The organism is Streptomyces acidiscabies (assembly GCF_020010905.1).
Classification (GTDB): domain Bacteria; phylum Actinomycetota; class Actinomycetes; order Streptomycetales; family Streptomycetaceae; genus Streptomyces; species Streptomyces acidiscabies.
This window is the reverse complement of sequence record NZ_JAGJBY010000002.1, coordinates 603,677-620,611: the sequence shown is the minus strand read 5'-3', so window position 1 is coordinate 620,611 and position 16,935 is coordinate 603,677. Positions and strand designations below refer to the sequence as shown.

Here is a 16,935-nt window from a genome sequence, read left to right as displayed (position 1 = left end):
CCCGTACGAGGGATACCAGCGTGACCGAGACGGCCGTAAGAACCACGGAGTCCCCGGCGGAGCCGACAGCCGCACCCAAGCCTCCCCGGGTGAACCGGCTGCGCGCCCTCGACGGGCTGCGGCTCGTGGCCGCGCTCATGGTCGCCATGTACCACTACGCGGGGCGCGGCGCGCAGGTCTCCACGTCGTGGGGTGCCTCGCCGAAGACCGAGTTCCCGACGCTGCACCAGTTCGCGACGTACGGCTGTCTCGGTGTCCAGGTCTTCTTCGTGATCAGCGGGTTCGTGATCTGCATGAGCGGCTGGGGGCGGTCCCTCCAGTCGTTCTTCGCGTCCCGTGTCTCGCGGCTGATGCCGGCGTACTGGTTCGCGGTCGCCCTGCTCATCGTCGTCATGGCGCTGCCTGCCGTCCCCTTCAAGGGGGTCTCGCCGAGCGACGCGCTGATCAACTTCACGCTCCTGCAACAGCCGATCGGCGCGGAGCGCGTCCTCGGCGTGTGCTGGACGCTGTGGGTCGAGATCCGGTTCTACGCGCTCTTCGCGCTCCTCGTCGTCATCCCCGGCGCCAACCGCCGCCGCGTCCTGATGTTCTCGATCGGCTGGCTCTTCGCCATCCCGATCGCGCAGGCCTCCCACCTGCCGTTCCTCGACCTGGTCGTCATGCCCGAGTACGCCCCGTACTTCATCGGCGGCATGGGCCTCTACCTCGTCCACCGCGACCGCACCGACATCTACGCCTGGGGCCTGGCCGCCGCCGGCTTCCTCATCGGCCAGCACTACGCGGTCAAGGACCTCTGGAACGCGGCGGACCCCAACGCGTTCGCCCACCGTACGACGTTCGGCATAGTCGCGATCGTCGCGTTCGGCTTCATCGCGGTGGCGGCGATCGCGCTGGGCTGGCTGAACTGGGCGAACTGGAAGTGGCTGACGATCGCGGGGGCGCTGACGTACCCGTTCTACCTGCTGCACGAACATCTGGGCTGGGTGGTGATCTGGGCGCTGCACAGGAAGCTGGACGTCCCGGCGATCCCGACGTTCTTCCTGACGATCGGGGGGATGCTGGTGCTGGCGTACTTGATCTACCGGTTCGTCGAGAAGCCGCTGACTCCCAAGCTGCGGACGGCACTTCTGAAGTCCCGCTAGTCCCTTACTTCTTGTACTTCTTGCCGTACCTGGCGGCGATCCCGTCGATGACGATCTCCAGTCCTTCCTCGAAGTGCCGGTCGTAGTCGGCGAAGATCTCCGGCCCGGCCGCCGCGCTCAGCGGGAACTCCGCGAGTCTGCTTGCCCGTTCGTCGAGGTCGTACCCCTCCCGTCGTTCGCCGGGGAGAGGTACGACGCCTTGTTCCTCGATGACGAACCCGAGGGTGTAGTTGGTGGCGGTGCTGTACGCCCGTACCCCGTCGGCCGGCGAGAACCCCGCGTCGAGGAAGAGGCGCAGGTTCTCCTCCATGCGCACGGCGTGCTCGGTCCCGGTGAACCGTGAGCCGCTGAACACCTTCGCGCCGTCCCGGTAGGACAGCAGCGCGGCCCGCAGCCCGACGCAGGCGCCCCTGATCCGGTCCTGCCAGATGTCGCCCGGGTCGAGGACGACGCCCGCCTCCATCCGCCGGAACATCACGGTCGCCATCTCGTCCAGCAGCGCCTGCTTGTCCTTGAAGTGCCAGTACAGCGCGGGCGCCTTGACGTCCAGTTCCTTGGCGATGGCCCGCAGGGTGAGCCCTTCGAGGCCGACGTCGTTGAGCAGCGCGAGGGCGGTTTCGGCTACGCGGGTGCGGTCGAGGGGGGCGCGGCGTTCGGTCGTCACGGGAAACAGCTTGACACCTTAACGACGTTAAGGGCACCCTCGGAGGCGCAGCCATTTAACAACGTTAAGGAGATGATGGCCGTGCAACACGCAGACGTCCTGATCGTCGGCGCCGGCCCCACCGGCCTCACCCTCGGCATCGACCTGGCCCGCCACGGCGTCGACACCCTCGTCGTGGAGAAGGACGGCACCCTCTCCCCCGGCTCCCGCGGCAAGGGCCTCCAGCCCCGCACCCTGGAGATCTTCCAGGACCTCGGTGTCGTCGACGAGGTCCTCGCGGCCGGCGGCCCCTACCCCCTCCGGGTGAACTGGAAGAACGGCGCCCCGTTCGGCGAGGAGCAGATGTTCGACCCCGCGAAGGAGGGCGAGGAGGGCTCCCGCTTCACGATCCCGTGGATGATCCCCCAGTGGCGTACGCAGGAGATCCTGTACGGCCGACTACGCGCCCTCGGCGGCCAAGTACTGTTCGGGCACGAGGCGTTGACGCTCGATCAGGACCCCGATGGCGTGACCGTGACGTGCGACGACGGGACGACGGTCCGCGCCCGGTACGTCGTCGCGGCGGACGGCGGACGCTCACCCCTGCGCCAGGCCCTCGGCATCGGGATGACCGGCGACGGGGCGCCCGAGGCGGACCCGTTCCTCGTCGGGGACGTTCGGGTCCCGGGCCTCAGCCGCGACCGCTGGCACTTCTTCCTCGCCGAGGCAGGCATCGTGGGCCTGTGCCCGCTCGCCGGCACCGACCAGTTCCAGCTCATCGCCCAACTCCCGCCCGAGGACGTCTCATTGACGACGGTCAGCGCCCTCCTGCGGGAGCGCACCCACCTCACCGGGGCGACCGACCTCACCTGGCACTCGGTCTTCCGCCCCCGCAGCGCCCTCGCCGACCGCTTCCGCGCGGGCCGCGTCTTCCTCGCCGGAGACGCCGCGCACGTCCACCCGCCGACCGGCGGACAGGGCCTCAACACCGGCGTCCAGGACGCCTACAACCTCGGCTGGAAACTGGGCGCGGTACTGCAGGGCGCGCCCGTCGCGCTGCTCGACACGTACGAGGAGGAGCGCAGGGCGAACGCCACCGACATGCTCGCGCTCGCGACGGCCGTCCAGCGCGGGGAGGTGCGGCGGGGCCGGGCCACCCGTCAACTCGACCTGAACCACCGGAAGTCGACGCTGTCCCGGGAGACCCGGACGGCGCCGTCCGGGCTACGCGCCGGGGACCGCGTCCCCGACTCCCTGCACGGCATCGACCTGCACGCCCTGATCCGGGGCCCGCACTGGAGCGAACTCACCCTCCCCGAGGGCGTGTTCCTCGTCCGGCCGGACGGGTACGTCGGCTGGGCGGGGGCCTCGCGCGAGGGCCTGGCCGAATACGCGGCAGAGGTCGGGGCCCGGACTCACCTGTAAGCCTCCCTGGACACACACTCAGTCGCCCGCATCACACGCTCGCCGTCGACAGCTTCACGGCGAACCCGAGGAACAGCGCACCGGCCGCCGAAGTCGCCCCGGCGGCAAGCCTCTTGCGGCTACGGAAGGCGGTGGCCAGCCGCGTCCCGCCGAAGATCAACGCACTCAGGTACAACACGCTGAAGGCTTGCGCGATCGCGCCGAGCACCACGAACGACAGCGCGGGGTAGGCGTATCCGGGGTCGACGAACTGCACGAAGAACGCGATGAAGAACAGGATCGCCTTCGGGTTGAGCAGGCTGACGACGAACGCCCGCCGGAAGGGCCGCTCATCTCCCCCCGCGACAGCGGGAGTCGGCTCCTCCGCCACCCGCCGCGCCTTCCACATCCCCCACGCGGCCCGCAGCATCCCGACCGCGAGCCAGCTCAGGTATCCGGCGCCGATGTACTTCACGATCCCGAACAACAGGGCGTTCCCCTGGAGCAGGGAGGCCACACCGGCTGCGGAGAGGGTCATCAGCACGGTGTCCCCGCACCAGACGCCGGCCGCGGCGGTGTATCCGGCGCGGATGCCTCGCCGGGCGGCGACGGAGAGGACGTACAGCGAGTTGGGCCCCGGGAGCAGGACGATCACCATCAGGCCGACGAGGTAGGTGGGGAGGTCTATGACACCAAGCATGGGACCGAGTGTGGCATGGGTCAGAAGGCATCACTGGGGATATACGTCCCCCACACCTCCCGCAGCGCGTTGCACACCTCGCCCACCGTCGCCCGCGCCCGCAGCGCCTCCCTCATCGGATACAGCACGTTGTCCTCCCCCGACGCCGCCTTCCGCAGCGCGTCCAGCGCGGTGTCCACCGCCCCTTGGTCCCGGCCCGCCCTCAACTCCGCCAGCCTGCGCGCCTGTTGCGCCTCGATCGCCGGGTCGACGCGCAACGGCTCGTACGGCTCCTCCTCGTCGAGGCGGAACCGGTTGACGCCGACGACGACCCGCTCCCCGGCGTCCTGCTCCTGCGCGATCCGGTACGCGCTGCGCTCGATCTCGCCCTTCTGGAACCCGTGCTCGATCGCGGCGACGGCCCCGCCCAACTCCTCGACCTTGCCCATGAGTTCGAGCGCGGCGTCCGCCACCTCGTCCGTCATCCGCTCGACGACGTACGACCCTGCGAAGGGGTCGACGGTGGCGGTCACGTCGGTCTCGTACGCCAGCACCTGCTGTGTACGGAGCGCGAGCCGCGCGCTCTTGTCGGTCGGCAGGGCGATCGCCTCGTCGAAGGAGTTCGTGTGCAGGGACTGCGTACCGCCGAACACCGCGCCGAGGGCCTGGACCGCGACCCGGACGAGATTCACCTCAGGCTGCTGCGCGGTGAGTTGGACCCCGGCGGTCTGCGTGTGGAACCTCAGCATCAGGGACTTGGGGTTCTTCGCACCGAACTCGTCCCGCATCACACGGGCCCAAATCCTGCGCGCCGCGCGGAACTTGGCGACCTCCTCCAGGATCGTCGTCCGCGCGACGAAGAAGAACGAGAGGCGGGGCGCGAAGTCGTCGACGTCCATGCCGGCGGCGACCGCCGTACGGACGTACTCGATCCCGTCGGCCAGCGTGAACGCGATCTCCTGCGCGGGGCTCGCACCGGCCTCCGCCATGTGGTACCCGGAGATCGAGATCGTGTTCCACCTCGGGATCTCGGCCTTGCAGTACTTGAAGATGTCGGCGGTCAGCCTCAGGGAGGGCTTGGGCGGGAAGATGTACGTCCCCCTCGCGATGTACTCCTTGAGTACGTCGTTCTGGATCGTCCCCGTCAACTCGCCCGCGCCGACGCCCTGTTCCTCCGCGACGAGCTGGTACATCAACAGCAGCAGCGCGGCGGGGGCGTTGATCGTCATCGACGTCGACACCTGGTCCAGGGGGATGCCGTCGAACAGCACCTTCATGTCGTCCACGGAGTCGATCGCGACGCCCACCTTGCCGACCTCGCCGGAGGCGATCGGGGCGTCCGAGTCGTGGCCCATCTGCGTGGGGAGGTCGAAGGCGACGGACAGGCCCGTCGTGCCGTTCGCGATGAGGTGGCGGTAGCGGGCGTTGGACTCCACGGCCGTGCCGAAACCGGCGTACTGGCGCATCGTCCAGGGGCGGCCGGTGTACATCGACGGGTACACGCCCCGGGTGTACGGGTACTCCCCGGGTACCCCCAGCTTCTCGGCCGGGTCCCAGCCCTCAAGTGACTCCGGCCCGTAGACCGGTTCGATGGGGAGTCCGGACTCCGACTCGCGCGTCATGGTGTCGCCGCCTCTCGGTGAGCTGTGGGCCTCGGCACCATCTTGGCTCAGCGGGGGGCGGTCGTCCCGTGGAAGAAAAAGAGCGCGGACGGGACCGGGGGAACGTGTCCCGCCCGCGCCAGGTGCACGGAGCCGTAGGTACGGGGGGAACCCCGGCTCTGTGCGAGGGCCGATGACCAGTCGGCTCACTTGGTACTGCGCCGGGGGGCGGGAAAGTGTCACACCCTCAGGGAGATTTTTTCTGAACGCAGGAAAAATGCAGGTCAGGGCTAGGCGAGGAGCTGTGCGCCGCCATGCGGACGTACGCCGCCTCCGCCGCTGTGGCCGCCACCGCCGTGACCACCGCCACCGCCGTACGTACCACCGCTGTACCCCCCACCATGTACCCCTCCGGAGTTACCCCCTCCGCCCCAGGCACCCTTGGTGCTCCCCGCAGACCCTCCGGACGCGAACCCCGCTCCCCATCCCCCCTGAGAGCTACCCGCGGAGCCGGACCCCCCGCCGGATCTGGACCCGCCGTTCGACCCCGTACCCGTACTACCCCCGTTGCCCCCTCCGGAGGAGCCCCCCTGGGTCCCACCGTTCCCGCCGTTCCCGCCGTTCCCGCTGCCCCCGCCGTTCCCGCCGGACGCCCCGCCGCCGGAACCCCCGTTGCCCCACCCGCCCTTGTCACCCTTGTCCCCCTGAAGTACCCCCGCGCAGTACGCGGGCACCTTGGCCGCACCCCCGGCGGCTCCCTCCAGGGACCTACGCCGTGCCCCGTCCACGGAACGCCCCAGCGCGAGGTCCCGGCACGTAGTACCGAGGGCCTCGTTCTCCTGGGCGCCAGTCCCGCCGTCTCCCCCTGAAGTAGTCCCCCCGGATGCCCCGGACACGGCGGACCCACCGGCCCCGCCGGACGGGCCTCCCCCCGTAGTACCCCCGGCCCCCCCACCGTCAGGTACTACGCCTTCGGCACTGACCCCCGGCTCAGGCACCGGCGTACCCCCCTGGGACTCCCCAGGCGTAGGCGTGGCAGCGGCGGACACGGTCGCCCCCGGCTCGGGCGTACCCGACCCCCCGGACCCCACCCCGGCCACCACGGCCGCACCCCCCGCGACCCCCAGCGCCAGCACAGCCGCGAGCCCGAACCGGGCCGCCCGCTGCCGCCGCGACACCCCGGCGGACACGACAGGCACCCCGAGCTGGACGACGTCTCCGACCTCACCGGCGTCCCCCACCGGCGCCCCGGCGAAGCCCCGCTCCGCGCGCACCTTGCGGAACGCGGCCAGCGCGGCGGCCTCGCCCGGCAGCTCCGCACCGTCCTGCGGTCCGGCCGACGTCAGCGAGCCGAGCGTGTGCGCGAGACGCGCCGCCCGCTCCCGGTCCGCGGGCTCGACGACGTCGGGCGACTCCCCGCTCAGCAGCCGTTCCGCCGTGTCGGAGTCCAGCCACCTGTACTGCTCGTCGGCCATCACATGTCCTTCTGCGTACGCGCGCACGCATGCGTCACACCCGGCCCCGACTGCTGCGGCAGCGCGTCGAGCACGCCCGAGGCGCCGGGATCCTCCCCGATCAGCTCGGCGAGCTTCTTCAGTCCGCGATGCGCGGCGGTCCGTACGGCGCCGGGGCGCTTGCCCAGCGTCTCGGCGGCGGTCTTCGCGTCGAGCCCCATCACGACCCGCAGCACGACGGCCTCGGCCTGGTCCTGCGGGAGCCGCGCGATCAGGGAGAGCGTACGGCCGGTGGCGAGCGCCTCGATGGCCTCCCCCGCGGTGTCCGACTCGGCGGCGTGCCCGGTCAGCTCGGTCTCGTCGCCGCCGATGGCGGGCCGGCGCCCCCGCATCCGGATGTGATCAAGAGCACGGTTGCGCGCGATCCGCGCGGCCCACCCCCGGAACCGGTCGGCGTCGCCGCTGAACCGCTCCAGGTCCCGGGCGATCTGCAACCACGCCTCGGACGTCACATCCTCCGCGTCCGCCTCCCCCACCAGGGTCCGCACGTACCCGAGCAGCCGAGGATGCACGGCGCGGTACACGGCCCGGAACGCGTCCTCGTCCCCGCCCTGCGCACCGAGCACCGCGGCAGTCAGCTCCGCGTCGTCCCCCAGCACCCCGGCACCCTGGTCTCTAGTCCGTCTGATCCGTCTGATTCGCGCCACCGAAGATCCCTGAACAGGACGGTCGGTCACCCACCCCGCTCCCCGGCGCGAAAGGCACGTTACGACCTCCGTCCGCGCCCCGTCCACGCCGCCCCCGCCCCGGTGTGACAGAAACCGCCCTCCCGACGCTGTACAGAACACGGGCCGCCGCGCGACCCGTACAACGACGGCCGGGGTCTCTCCTGTGGGGGGTGGCGACCCCGGTCGTCGCCTGTCTGCACGTCCTTACGACAACCCGTCTTACGACGGCCCGTCGCGAAGTACGTCGTCCCCTCGCCGCCAGTCGTCGCACCGCCGGGTAGGCGCACACAGCGCCCCCGAATCCCGCGCCACCCGAAACGCGGCCAGCGCCTCGGCCTCCGCGTCGAGGTCGGGGTCGGGAGGGGTCAGCGCGTCGGCGAGGAGGCGGGGGAGGTCGGTCATTCGATGCCCAACTCCTTTGCCAGGCGGCGGAGTCCGCGGTGTGCAGCGGTGCGTACGGCGCCGGGTCGCTTACCGAGGACGCGGGCGGCGGCGGGACCGTCGAGGCCGACGACGACGCGCAGGAGTACGGCTTCCGCCTGGTCGGGCGGCAGCATCCGGACGAGGGTGAGGGCGCGCTCCGTGGAGAGGGCCTCGGCGACTTCGTCGTACGTGTCGTGCGGGGCGACGGGATCGACGTCCTCCAGCGAACCGCCGCGTACGGGACGTACCTTCATGCGGCGCAGGTGGTCGAGGGCGCGGTGCCGCGCGATGGTCGCGGACCAGCCCCGGAACCCGGCGCCGTCCCCGCGGAACCGGCCCAGGTCGCGGGCGATCTCCAGCCAGGCCTCGGAGGCGACGTCTTCGGCCTCGTCGCCGACGATCCCCTTCAGATACCCGAGTAACCCGGGCTGCACGATCCGATAGACAACCCCGAACGCCACCTCATCGCCCTCCTGGGCACGGGCGACGGCCACCCCGAGCTCCCCGTCGAACGCCGCCTGAGGGCGCCGGGGTTCCCCACCCTGCCCCACAACAAGTCCCCGTTTGATGCCGAAGTCCGAGGGCGACGCCCGCGCGGCCCACCCCCGTGGGACCGCACCGGCCGCCGGTCCGCGACGCGGCCCTCACTGTGTCCAGCGACGAACGACCGGAAAGCATCACGGGGTTGGGGTGTGGAACGGGTCACACGGCGAAGAACTCGATGTCCCCCAGAGCGTCCTCGGCGATCCCGCCGAGCACAGGGTCTCCGAGAAGACCCTCCAGACAGGCCCTCACCTCACCACTGACGACTCCACGTATCCGCCCCACGTGCCCCATACACGTCACCGCCAGCGCACGCAGTTGAGGATCGCTCCCCTCCCGCACCTGCTCAAGCAGGAGCCCTTCGAGCCAACACCGGTCCGGGTCCTCGTAGGTGAGGTGAAGGAGCGCGCGAGTCGCCCGGCCCGGATCACCACTCGCGAGATCCCCCAACTTCTCGACACGCATCGAATCAGCCCGGCAATCAGCACTCGAAGGCTTTCGCTTAAATTCGGTCACCAAAGAACCAATCTGCCTCCATCGACGCATTGAACGGTTTTCATCGAATCCAGCCCGCCAGCTCCGCGCACCACGACTTCGCCGCGCTCTGTACGCACCTGCATATGGATCACCATGCACCACCTTGCCAGCCGGTCCGACCCGACCCGGTCGAACTCAAAAGAACCCGGCTGCGCATGATAGGGCTGCGCTTCAGGTGAGCGTCAAAGGTCTCGCTGAACACCATGAAGTGCGGCCGGTGACCTGGCCGGAACGGATACAGACCTGATAGCGAAGAGCACCTCACCTCCCTTGACCTGCGCGTTCACGCGGATCACCCCGGTCAGATCTCCGCCCGTCAGACTCGGGCGGCTTCCGGGGCCTGCTTGACAGCCCACTTCTCCGAGCGCTGGAAGGACAAGTCCCACCGCCGTGGGTACCTTCCCACCCCCTGGCCGGCTTGCCACGAAGAGGAGTGACCAGCGCCTCCCGACCACCGGCGCCACTTCACCCATGCAGGGAACAATTACCCGGAACACCTACCGTCTCGGATCAATAGCAGTACGTGCACAGCTTCCCAATGGTCAGGCCGCAAGAGCTCAAAGGTGAGAATCATCCTCAAATTCGTCTCGCCAGCACACGAAATCTTCGGGTCCATGAAGATATCTACCGGGAGATTCGAGCAAGTCAGCACCCGCAAGCCGATCCAAAGCGCGCCAGACCTTCGGGTCCACGCCTTCGGAAATCTCACTCTCCATTACACACAGCGCCCAATCAGCTGCCTCATCGGGAGAGATAAGCCCCTCAGCGAGCCGATTCAAGTGACTACCTACCAGCGCTCGAATACCTTCGCTCACGGCACCTCAAAAAGTTCCTGTGAAGTTTCCTTCGGAATTGAACAAGTAATGCACCTTGCTCCCACCTGTGACACTCACATCAGGTCGCACGATCCGCACGTTCCCTGAAGTGTCAAGCGTCTCATGCCAAATCCGAGTGAAATCCGTCTTGGGGTCCCATTCACGTACAAGGCGACGGCCGACCATCTCTCCAGGGTTACGGGCCGGCGTGATATTTCCGTAGAAGCGAATCCTCCCGCTCTCAAGCGCCTTCGTTCCATCTTTTCCGTACTTCTCACTTTGCGAATAGTAGCGCTTCAGCTGAGCCGCATTCATGGCATCGCTTGCGCCACTATTGCAGTTGTGAACCAGGACCGGAGTGTCCCCCGCCAGCACATAGTACGTATGCAGTTTCCCGACCGTCAGGTCATAAGTGACCCCGCCTCGGTGGACGTTCAGCACCCCCGTCACGACGACGGTCGAGCCGTCGGGTTGGCGGAGTTTTGTGCCCGGGGTCAGGTCGTGGGCGTCGGTCCATCGTTGGTGGCCGGCGTCCCAGAAGGGGTGGTGCCAGGTGGTTGTCAGGGTCTGGGGCTTGCCCGGGGTGTTGTCGGAGGAGGGCGGGCCGCGGACCGGTGCGACGGACAGGGTGAGGATCGTGAAGTCGTGGTCGTTGTGGGTGACGATGACTTTTTGGACCGGTTCGGGTGAGGTGACGCCTGTCTGGGGGTCTGTGGCCAGGACCTTGTCGCCGGGCTGGATCTTGCTGATCGGTTTGGATGTGCCGTCGGCCAGGCGCACCGGTGTCGTCGGTGTGAAGCTGTGGACCTCGCAGCTCGCGGCACCCTCGGCATCACCCCCGGCCCGTTCCGCATCGGCCATCGCCCGCTCACTGCGGGCGGCGTCCTCCGCGACCCGTGCTGCTTCCTCCGCGTCCTTGACCGCCGTGTACGCCCGGTCCAGCTGGCGCCAGATCTTGAAGGCTTCGACGCCGACCTTGATGGCCTTGAACGCTTTGCCCCAGGGGACGGCGGTGAGGGCTGTGTTGAGGCAGCCCATGACGTCGCCCTTGGTGAAGCAGTTGTAGGCGTCGGTGACGCCGAGGACGTCGGCGACGAGGTTGAGGAGCTGGTGTTTGAGGCCGGTGACCTGCTTCTTGGCGGCGGCTGCGGCAGCGTTCGCGGTGGATTTCGCGCGGGCGACCGCACGCGCCTCGGCCTGCGGGTCGTACGTCTTCTTGCTGATGTTCCCGCCGCTGGCCCCGTAGGCGTGCCCGTCGGAGCAGCGTCCGTGGTGGCAGGTGGCGTGGTTGGGGCCACCCGGGTCGACGGGACCGTCGGTGATGTAGCGGACCGGGTTGTTCGGGCCGGTCCCCGTACCCCCGATGGGGTACCCGATACCGCACAGGTCAGCGGGACACAGCCCGGACGGGTCGGACAGCGTCACCGGGGAGTCGGCCGCGTAGTCGTACGCGTTCCAGCTCTGCGGCGCCCCACTGTCCAGCACCGGGTCAGGACTCAGGAACCGCCCGATGGACGGGTCGTACTCCCGCGCCCCCAGATTCGTCAGCCCCGTGTTGTCGTCCTGCACACCCCCGACGAACCCACGCTGCCCGACCCACGCCCCGGTCTGGTCCCGGGCCTCCCCGAAGGGCTTGTACTGACGCCGGGTGACGGCCTGGGTCTGCGAGTCGACGGCGAGTGTGCCGGTGCCCTGGTGGTCGGGGATCAGGTATGTGAAGTGGCCGTCGGAGGAGTGCGTGGCGACCGTCTCCCCGGCGATGGAGATGTACCGGATCCCGTCGGCGCTGGTGGCGCCCTTCTTGAGGGTGAGTTCCTCGTCGCCGGCGTAGAGGGTCGTCGCGTCGGGGCTCCGGCGCAGCAGGAGGGTGCCGTCGGCGTCGTACTGGTAGGTCGTGTCGGCGGCCGTTCCGGTCGAGGACAGCTCGGAGAGGTCGCCCTCGTCGTCGTACGTGAGGGTGTCGGTGCCGGCGCGGGTCGTGCGGGTGGTGGCGTTGCCGGCGGCGTCGTACCCGTACGTGTTGACCGTCGAGTCCGTCGGGCCGGTCCGCGTGACCTGGGAGACCGCGTGCGCGGGGCCCTGGCCGGCCGCGAACGGCGTGTAGGTCGCCGTCGTGTCCGAGGAGCCGGTCGCGTCGTGGTCGGTCTGGGTGAGCCGGGCACCGGTCCCGTCGTAGGTCCAGCTCTGCCAGTACGGCGAGGGCCCGCCCACCGTGGCCGCGCCGGGCGCCCCCGCGCAGTCGTCCTTCGCCGTCCAGGCCGCGCTGAGGCGCTGCGCCCAGTCGTAGGAGTAGCACTGGGTGTCGGTGGCGCCGGTCTCCAGCTTGTCGGTGATCTTCGTGATGTTGCCGGAGGGCTGGTAGGCGTACTTCGTCTGGTCGGAGATCGCCGCGCCGGACTTGGTGGTGAGGGTGGAGCCGGTCAGGCGGTGGGTCTGGTCGTCGTACGCCAGGGTCTGCTGGGTGAAGTTGCCGTCGGTCCCGTAGGTGAACTGGGAGGGTTCGTCGAACTCGGTGTACTTCAGATCGCTGACGTACGCCCAGCCGTTGATGTCACCCTCGACATCGATGGGGCGCCCGTACTTGTCGTAGGTGTAGCCGACGGTCTCCCCCGGAAGGGTGACCGTCGTCGGGAGACCTTCGGAGTACTCCGAAAGGGTGCCCGTGAGCTTGTAGTGGTTGGACGTCGTGTAGTTCCCGGCGAGCGCGCCCTCCGTCGAGGGGATCACCAGTTGGGTGCCCTGGACCCAGCCGTGGCTGTCGTAGCCGAGGACCTTCTTCGTGTACGCCGCGCCGGAGGTGCCGCCGGCGTAGCGGGTGGAGGAGGTGGGCCGGTCCTTCTTGAGGGTGTCGTACGTCCAGGAGGCCAGCTCGTTCGCGGTGGTCGGGTCGGCGCCGCCGGTGAGGTCGAACTCGGCCTTCTTGCGGCCCAGTTCGTCGTACTGGTAGCCGATCGTCTTGTGCCGGGCGTCCGTGGTGGACAGGAGCTGGCCCGCGTTGTCGTACGCCGAGGTCGAGGTGCCCGTGTCGGGGTCGGTCTGGGTGGTGCGGCGGCCGAGGAGGTCGTAGCCGCTGCTCCAGACGTGGCCCTGGCCGTCGTCCTGACCGGTCTGGTTGCCCGCCGCGTCATACGTATAGGTGACGGTGTCCGCTACCCCTGTGGGGGTAGTCCCGTGGTAGCGCAGGAGCTTGGACAGGCGGCCTCGCGCGTCCGTGTAGGTCGTCGTCGGGGTAGTACCTGCGGGGGGTGTGACGTCCACCCGGTCCGAGCCGGGGTAGGCGGTCGTGGTGCGCCAGGTCTCAGTGGCGAAGTGGTAGGCGATGGAGGCCGTGGCCCGGCCCGCGCCGTCGTAGACCGTGCCGGTCTGGGACGGCGTCTGGTTGTCGGCGGCGTCCACGAGCGTCCCGGAGGGCGCGCCGGTGTTGTAGTACGGGGCCGACGCGCTGACCGCCCAGCCGTGGGAGTCGTACACCGTGTCGGTGATGACCCGGCCGCCGTCCACGGTCGCCGTCTGCGTCTCGCGCGGACGCAGCAGCGCGTCGTAGAGGGAGATCGACGTCCGGTAGGTGTTGTCGTCCTGGAGGCTCTGGGTGGTGACCGTCGAGGGGGCGCCCGGGTTCAGGTCGTAGGCGTACTTGGTGTTGGGGTTCGCGGTGGTGGCGAACCCCGGGTTCCATACGGCGGTGAGGCGGCCCAGCGGGTCGTAGGTGCTGTTGGTCGCGTACCCGGCGGCGTCCGTCGTCCTGAGGTCGGTGCCGCGTGCCGGGTCGAGCGTGGAGGTGGTGGTGAAGGCGGCCGTCTGGCCGGTGACCTGGGGGCGGGTGATCTTGACGGAGGTGGGTGAGGCGCCGCTCGCCGGGGTGAAGTCGGTGGTGGTGGTACGGCCGTCCCCGTCGGTCTCGGTGTGTTCGCGGCCGTAGGAGTCGTATCCGGTCTTCAGGGCGGTGATGTAGTGCGGGGTGCCGTCGGCGGCGACCGAGTCGGCCTTCTGGACCATCGTCACGTCGCCCTTGGTGGGCGGCGCGGTGTTGTCCGTGGAGCCGTCGAAGAAGGTGAGGTCGTCGCTGACCAGGTTCTTCGGGTAGGTGGGGGTGGCCGCGCAGGAGACGGAGACCTCCTGGACCCGGCGGGGCGCGGGCAGGGTCGCGCCGGCGGAGTCCTTGGCGTACCAGGTGCGGGTGCAGGTGTCGTCGGCCGTGGTCGAGGTGTCGCCCTGGTCGTCGACCGACGTGGGCAGGCCGGTCGCGGGGTCGAGGGTGTAGTCGATCTCGGTGGTCTGCTTGGTGCCGTCGGCCTTGGTGCTGACGCTGCGGGCGCGCTGCATGTTGGTGCGGCGCGCGACGAGCGGGTCGAGCCCGGTCTTCGTACGGGACTGGGTGGCCGTCGCCGCCGAGGTCCAGGGGTCGGTGACGCCGTCGGACAGGAGCGCGCCGCCGTCGCCGTCGTACGACTGGGTCTCGAAGACCTGGCCGGTCAGCCAGTCGGAGTCCTTCTGGGAGTCGGCGCCGATCGCGGCGTCGAGGGTGACGGAGCGGGTGCCGGTGGACGTCTTGTCGCCGTCCATGCCCCGGAAGTAGGTCTGCCGGGAGAGGGTGAGCGTGCCGGGTGAGGTCCCGGTGCGGGACTCGACCTTCCCGTAGCCGCGCCACTGGTTCCAGGTGCGGTACTTGGCCTGGGTGAGCGGGTCGTCGTTGTAGTGCCAGGCGGGGTCGCCGAGGTAGCTGTAGGTGGTCTGGACGGGCAGGCCGCCGCCGGTCTGGTCCTGCTCGGTGACGGAGGTGACGACGAACTTGTTGAACCAGTCGAGCTGCGGCGAGGTCTGGCCCGGCGGGGTCCAGTACTGGGGGTAGCAGCGCAGGGTGTTGGTGTCGGCGGCCGACGGCAGGACGGGGGTGCCGGTGCGGTGGCACTGGGGGCCCGTGTAGTTGACGGTGGTGGTGCCGCCGGACTCGGTGGTGACCTTGGTGATCCGGTAGCGGGTGATCGGCTGGTAGCCGTCGAGTCCGTCGACCCGGTTGGCGAGGGCCTGTCCGGTGAACGTGATGGGCGGCAGGGCGAGGCTGCCGCCGTCCTTGCCGGTGCGGGTGATGGACGACAGCCACAGGGCCGGGGTCGTGGTGTCCCCGGTGGCCGGGAAGGTGTGGGCGAGCGTCCAGGCGTCGACGTCGGAGTAGGCGGTGCCGACGAGCGTCTGGGTGCGGATGCCGGTGAGGCGGCGGCTGCTGAAGAACGCGGGGCCGTGGTTGTCGCAGGTGCCGGTGGACGGGCAGACCTGGTCGACGGGGACGTCCGGCCAGTGGGTGGCGTTGGCGGACGTCATCTTGGCGGTCGCGCAGTCGAAGTTCGCGTCGGGCAGGCAGCGCTCGGCGGTGTCGAAGAGGACCTGGGCGGCGGCCGGTGACGCCGTGTCGTAGACCTTCCCGGCGAGCTGGCCGTACTGGATCTTCGCGAGGGAGCCGGAGCGCGTGTAGGGCGTGGGGGTGGTCGCGTTGTCGCGGCCGTAGTAGCCGGTCTCCGGCGTGTACCAGTAGCTGATGGCGTTGCCGTGCGGGTCGACCGTGTAGTCGAGGTTCCAGCGGTAGCCCTGCTGGCACCAGGAGGCGGCGAAGGTCGCGGCGTGGCAGGGTTCGCCGGTGTCGTTGCCGTAGACGGGGGCGGTGAACACCGAGTTGGTGGTGGCGGCGCCGGTGGTCCAGCCGGGGAGGCGGTTGAGGCCGAAGTAGTACTGGGTGCCGTCGGCGGTGGTGACGACGAAGTACTCGTTGTCGTTGTCGCCGTTGACGGTGTCCGTCTTGACCTGGATCTTCTCGCCGTTGTCGTCCTGCGGGCGCCAGGTGCCGGTGGCGTCGTCGTGGACGAGGGTGTTGGAGGAGCCGTTGAGGGACAGGGTGAGCGAGTCGGCGTCGTCCGACCAGCACTCGTCGGAGGTCTTCGGGCTGCCGTTCGCGGTGTCGTCGGCGCAGGAGGCGTAGCCGCGCTCGACGAAGCCGGGCGCGTAGTCCCAGCCGTCGCCGATCCAGGAGGCTTGGGCGTTGGTGGAGGAGGTCCGTCCGTCCACGGCCTGGGAGCTGTAGTCGAGGGAGACGCTCGGGGCGAGGCTGCCGGGGACGTCCGGGACGGGGACGGGGTACGAGTAGCTGAACGCGCCGCTGGAGCCGCCGGCCGACCACTGCCCGGAGGGGGCGAGGGAGGTGGCCGCGTAGCTTCCGCCGCCGCCCGTCGCCGCGGCGACGGCCGCGAGCACCATGGGGGACACGGTCGTGCGGGGGACCTGGACGGTCGCGGTGACCTGCTCGTGGCGCGCGTCGTTGGCCGAGGGCAGCGGGGTGCGGGTGCGGCAGCGGGGGGCGGCCGGGGTGGTCAGGGCGCAGGCGGGGAGCTGGACGAGGCGCAGGCGGGTGGCCCAGTCGCCGCCGTACGCGTCCTTGAACGCTGCGTAGTCCAGGGCGACTTGGGCGCTGCCGCCGGGGGTGGCGCTCCTGGGCTGGACGGTGAGCAGGACGCCGGGCAGGTTCAGCTTCTGGGCCGCCTGCCGGCCGGGAAGGGAGATGTGGAGCTTCGTCGTGGCGGGGGCGTGGTGCGGGCCCGTGGGGGTGACGGTGACGGGGAGGCGGCCGGCGCGGGACTTCGCGGCGAGGGTGGTGTCGGCGGCTCCGGCCGCCGGCCAGGCGGTCTTCGGGTTCCAGGACGGCATGCGGGTCGCGGGGACGGCGTGTCCGTGGACGGGGGTGACCGGGACCGAGCGGTCCTTCTGGGGCTTCACCAGGTGACCGGGGGCGGGGGTGGCCGCCGCGAGCGCGGTCTGGGTGGCGGAGAGGGAGAGGAGCAGGGCGAGTGTCGTCGTGAGAATCAGCCAGATCCGGGCCGTGGATCTGCGTCTGCCAATTCTTCCGAAATTTCGAACCAATCGCGTGCCGCGAGTCACCTGATATCCCCATCCCCTAGTGAAGGCCCCGTGAAGCTAACC

General features: G+C 69.8%; 12 protein-coding genes. 2 read left to right on the top strand and 10 right to left on the bottom strand.

All coding sequences use genetic code 11. The annotated features are described in order from the left end of the window. Positions 1 to 20: 20 nt before the first annotated feature. Entirely contained in the window at positions 21 to 1,142 is a 1,122-nt protein-coding gene (locus J8M50_RS29850; protein ID WP_010351888.1) for an acyltransferase family protein, read from the top strand. A gap of 4 nt (positions 1,143 to 1,146) precedes the next feature. Here the strand turns inward: J8M50_RS29850 and J8M50_RS29845 are convergent, their stop codons facing one another. Continuing rightward, positions 1,147 to 1,806 carry a TetR/AcrR family transcriptional regulator C-terminal domain-containing protein gene (locus J8M50_RS29845; protein WP_010351887.1) on the bottom strand — a complete coding sequence of 220 codons (660 nt, stop codon included), beginning with the start codon at positions 1,804 to 1,806 and terminating at the stop codon, positions 1,147 to 1,149. A 75-nt stretch (positions 1,807 to 1,881) separates the two neighbouring features. Here J8M50_RS29845 and J8M50_RS29840 point away from each other — a divergent pair, with 75 nt between their 5' ends. Next, positions 1,882 to 3,210, top strand: a complete 1,329-nt coding sequence (locus J8M50_RS29840) for an FAD-dependent monooxygenase (RefSeq protein WP_010351886.1) — start codon at positions 1,882 to 1,884, stop codon at positions 3,208 to 3,210. 31 nt (positions 3,211 to 3,241) lie between these two features. Here the strand turns inward: J8M50_RS29840 and leuE are convergent, their stop codons facing one another. The 9 genes from leuE to J8M50_RS49330 all read right to left on the bottom strand — a co-directional run bounded on the left by leuE (position 3,242) and on the right by J8M50_RS49330 (position 16,731). Further along, positions 3,242 to 3,889: a leucine efflux protein LeuE gene (gene leuE, locus J8M50_RS29835; protein ID WP_010351885.1), complete on the bottom strand. Its 648-nt coding sequence runs from the start codon at positions 3,887 to 3,889 to the stop codon at positions 3,242 to 3,244. 20 nt (positions 3,890 to 3,909) lie between these two features. After that, complete coding sequence (locus J8M50_RS29830) at positions 3,910 to 5,490, bottom strand: acyl-CoA mutase large subunit family protein (RefSeq protein ID WP_010351884.1); 1,581 nt, start codon at positions 5,488 to 5,490, stop codon at positions 3,910 to 3,912. Between the two features lie 269 nt (positions 5,491 to 5,759). Beyond that, a complete protein-coding gene (locus tag J8M50_RS29825) occupies positions 5,760 to 6,944 on the bottom strand; it encodes a hypothetical protein (protein WP_010351883.1) in 1,185 nt (394 codons plus the stop codon). Continuing rightward, on the bottom strand, positions 6,944 to 7,582 hold the full coding sequence (locus J8M50_RS29820) for an RNA polymerase sigma factor (protein WP_010351882.1): 639 nt from the start codon (positions 7,580 to 7,582) through the stop codon (positions 6,944 to 6,946). The genes J8M50_RS29825 and J8M50_RS29820 overlap by 1 nt, the downstream gene beginning before the upstream one ends. 288 nt (positions 7,583 to 7,870) lie before the next feature. Beyond that, complete coding sequence (locus tag J8M50_RS29815) at positions 7,871 to 8,053, bottom strand: hypothetical protein (protein WP_010351881.1); 183 nt, start codon at positions 8,051 to 8,053, stop codon at positions 7,871 to 7,873. Continuing rightward, positions 8,050 to 8,625, bottom strand: coding sequence for an RNA polymerase sigma factor (locus J8M50_RS29810; protein WP_010351880.1), 576 nt, complete (start codon positions 8,623 to 8,625; stop codon positions 8,050 to 8,052). Before J8M50_RS29810 ends, J8M50_RS29815 begins: the two co-directional genes overlap by 4 nt. A 151-nt stretch (positions 8,626 to 8,776) precedes the next feature. Continuing rightward, the gene (locus J8M50_RS29805; RefSeq protein WP_010351879.1) at positions 8,777 to 9,082 is read right to left on the bottom strand and encodes a hypothetical protein; all 306 of its coding nucleotides are present in this window, start codon (positions 9,080 to 9,082) and stop codon (positions 8,777 to 8,779) included. Between the two features lie 629 nt (positions 9,083 to 9,711). Continuing rightward, positions 9,712 to 9,969: a YxzC family protein gene (locus J8M50_RS50540; RefSeq protein WP_075661248.1), complete on the bottom strand. Its 258-nt coding sequence runs from the start codon at positions 9,967 to 9,969 to the stop codon at positions 9,712 to 9,714. 6 nt (positions 9,970 to 9,975) lie between these two features. Further along, complete coding sequence (locus J8M50_RS49330; protein WP_269149505.1) at positions 9,976 to 16,731, bottom strand: RHS repeat-associated core domain-containing protein; 6,756 nt, start codon at positions 16,729 to 16,731, stop codon at positions 9,976 to 9,978. Positions 16,732 to 16,935 lie beyond the last annotated feature (204 nt).

Excerpts from the sequence above, each read along its gene's own strand:
- J8M50_RS29805 (WP_010351879.1), bottom strand. The coding sequence starts at position 9,082 with ATGCGTGTCGAGAAGTTGGGGGATCTCGCGAGTGGTGATCCGGGCCGG.
- J8M50_RS29840 (WP_010351886.1), top strand. The coding sequence starts at position 1,882 with ATGGCCGTGCAACACGCAGACGTCCTGATCGTCGGCGCCGGCCCCACC.
- J8M50_RS29830 (WP_010351884.1), bottom strand. The coding sequence starts at position 5,490 with ATGACGCGCGAGTCGGAGTCCGGACTCCCCATCGAACCGGTCTACGGG.
- J8M50_RS29825 (WP_010351883.1), bottom strand. The coding sequence starts at position 6,944 with ATGGCCGACGAGCAGTACAGGTGGCTGGACTCCGACACGGCGGAACGG.
- J8M50_RS29815 (WP_010351881.1), bottom strand. The coding sequence starts at position 8,053 with ATGACCGACCTCCCCCGCCTCCTCGCCGACGCGCTGACCCCTCCCGAC.
- leuE (WP_010351885.1), bottom strand. The coding sequence starts at position 3,889 with ATGCTTGGTGTCATAGACCTCCCCACCTACCTCGTCGGCCTGATGGTG.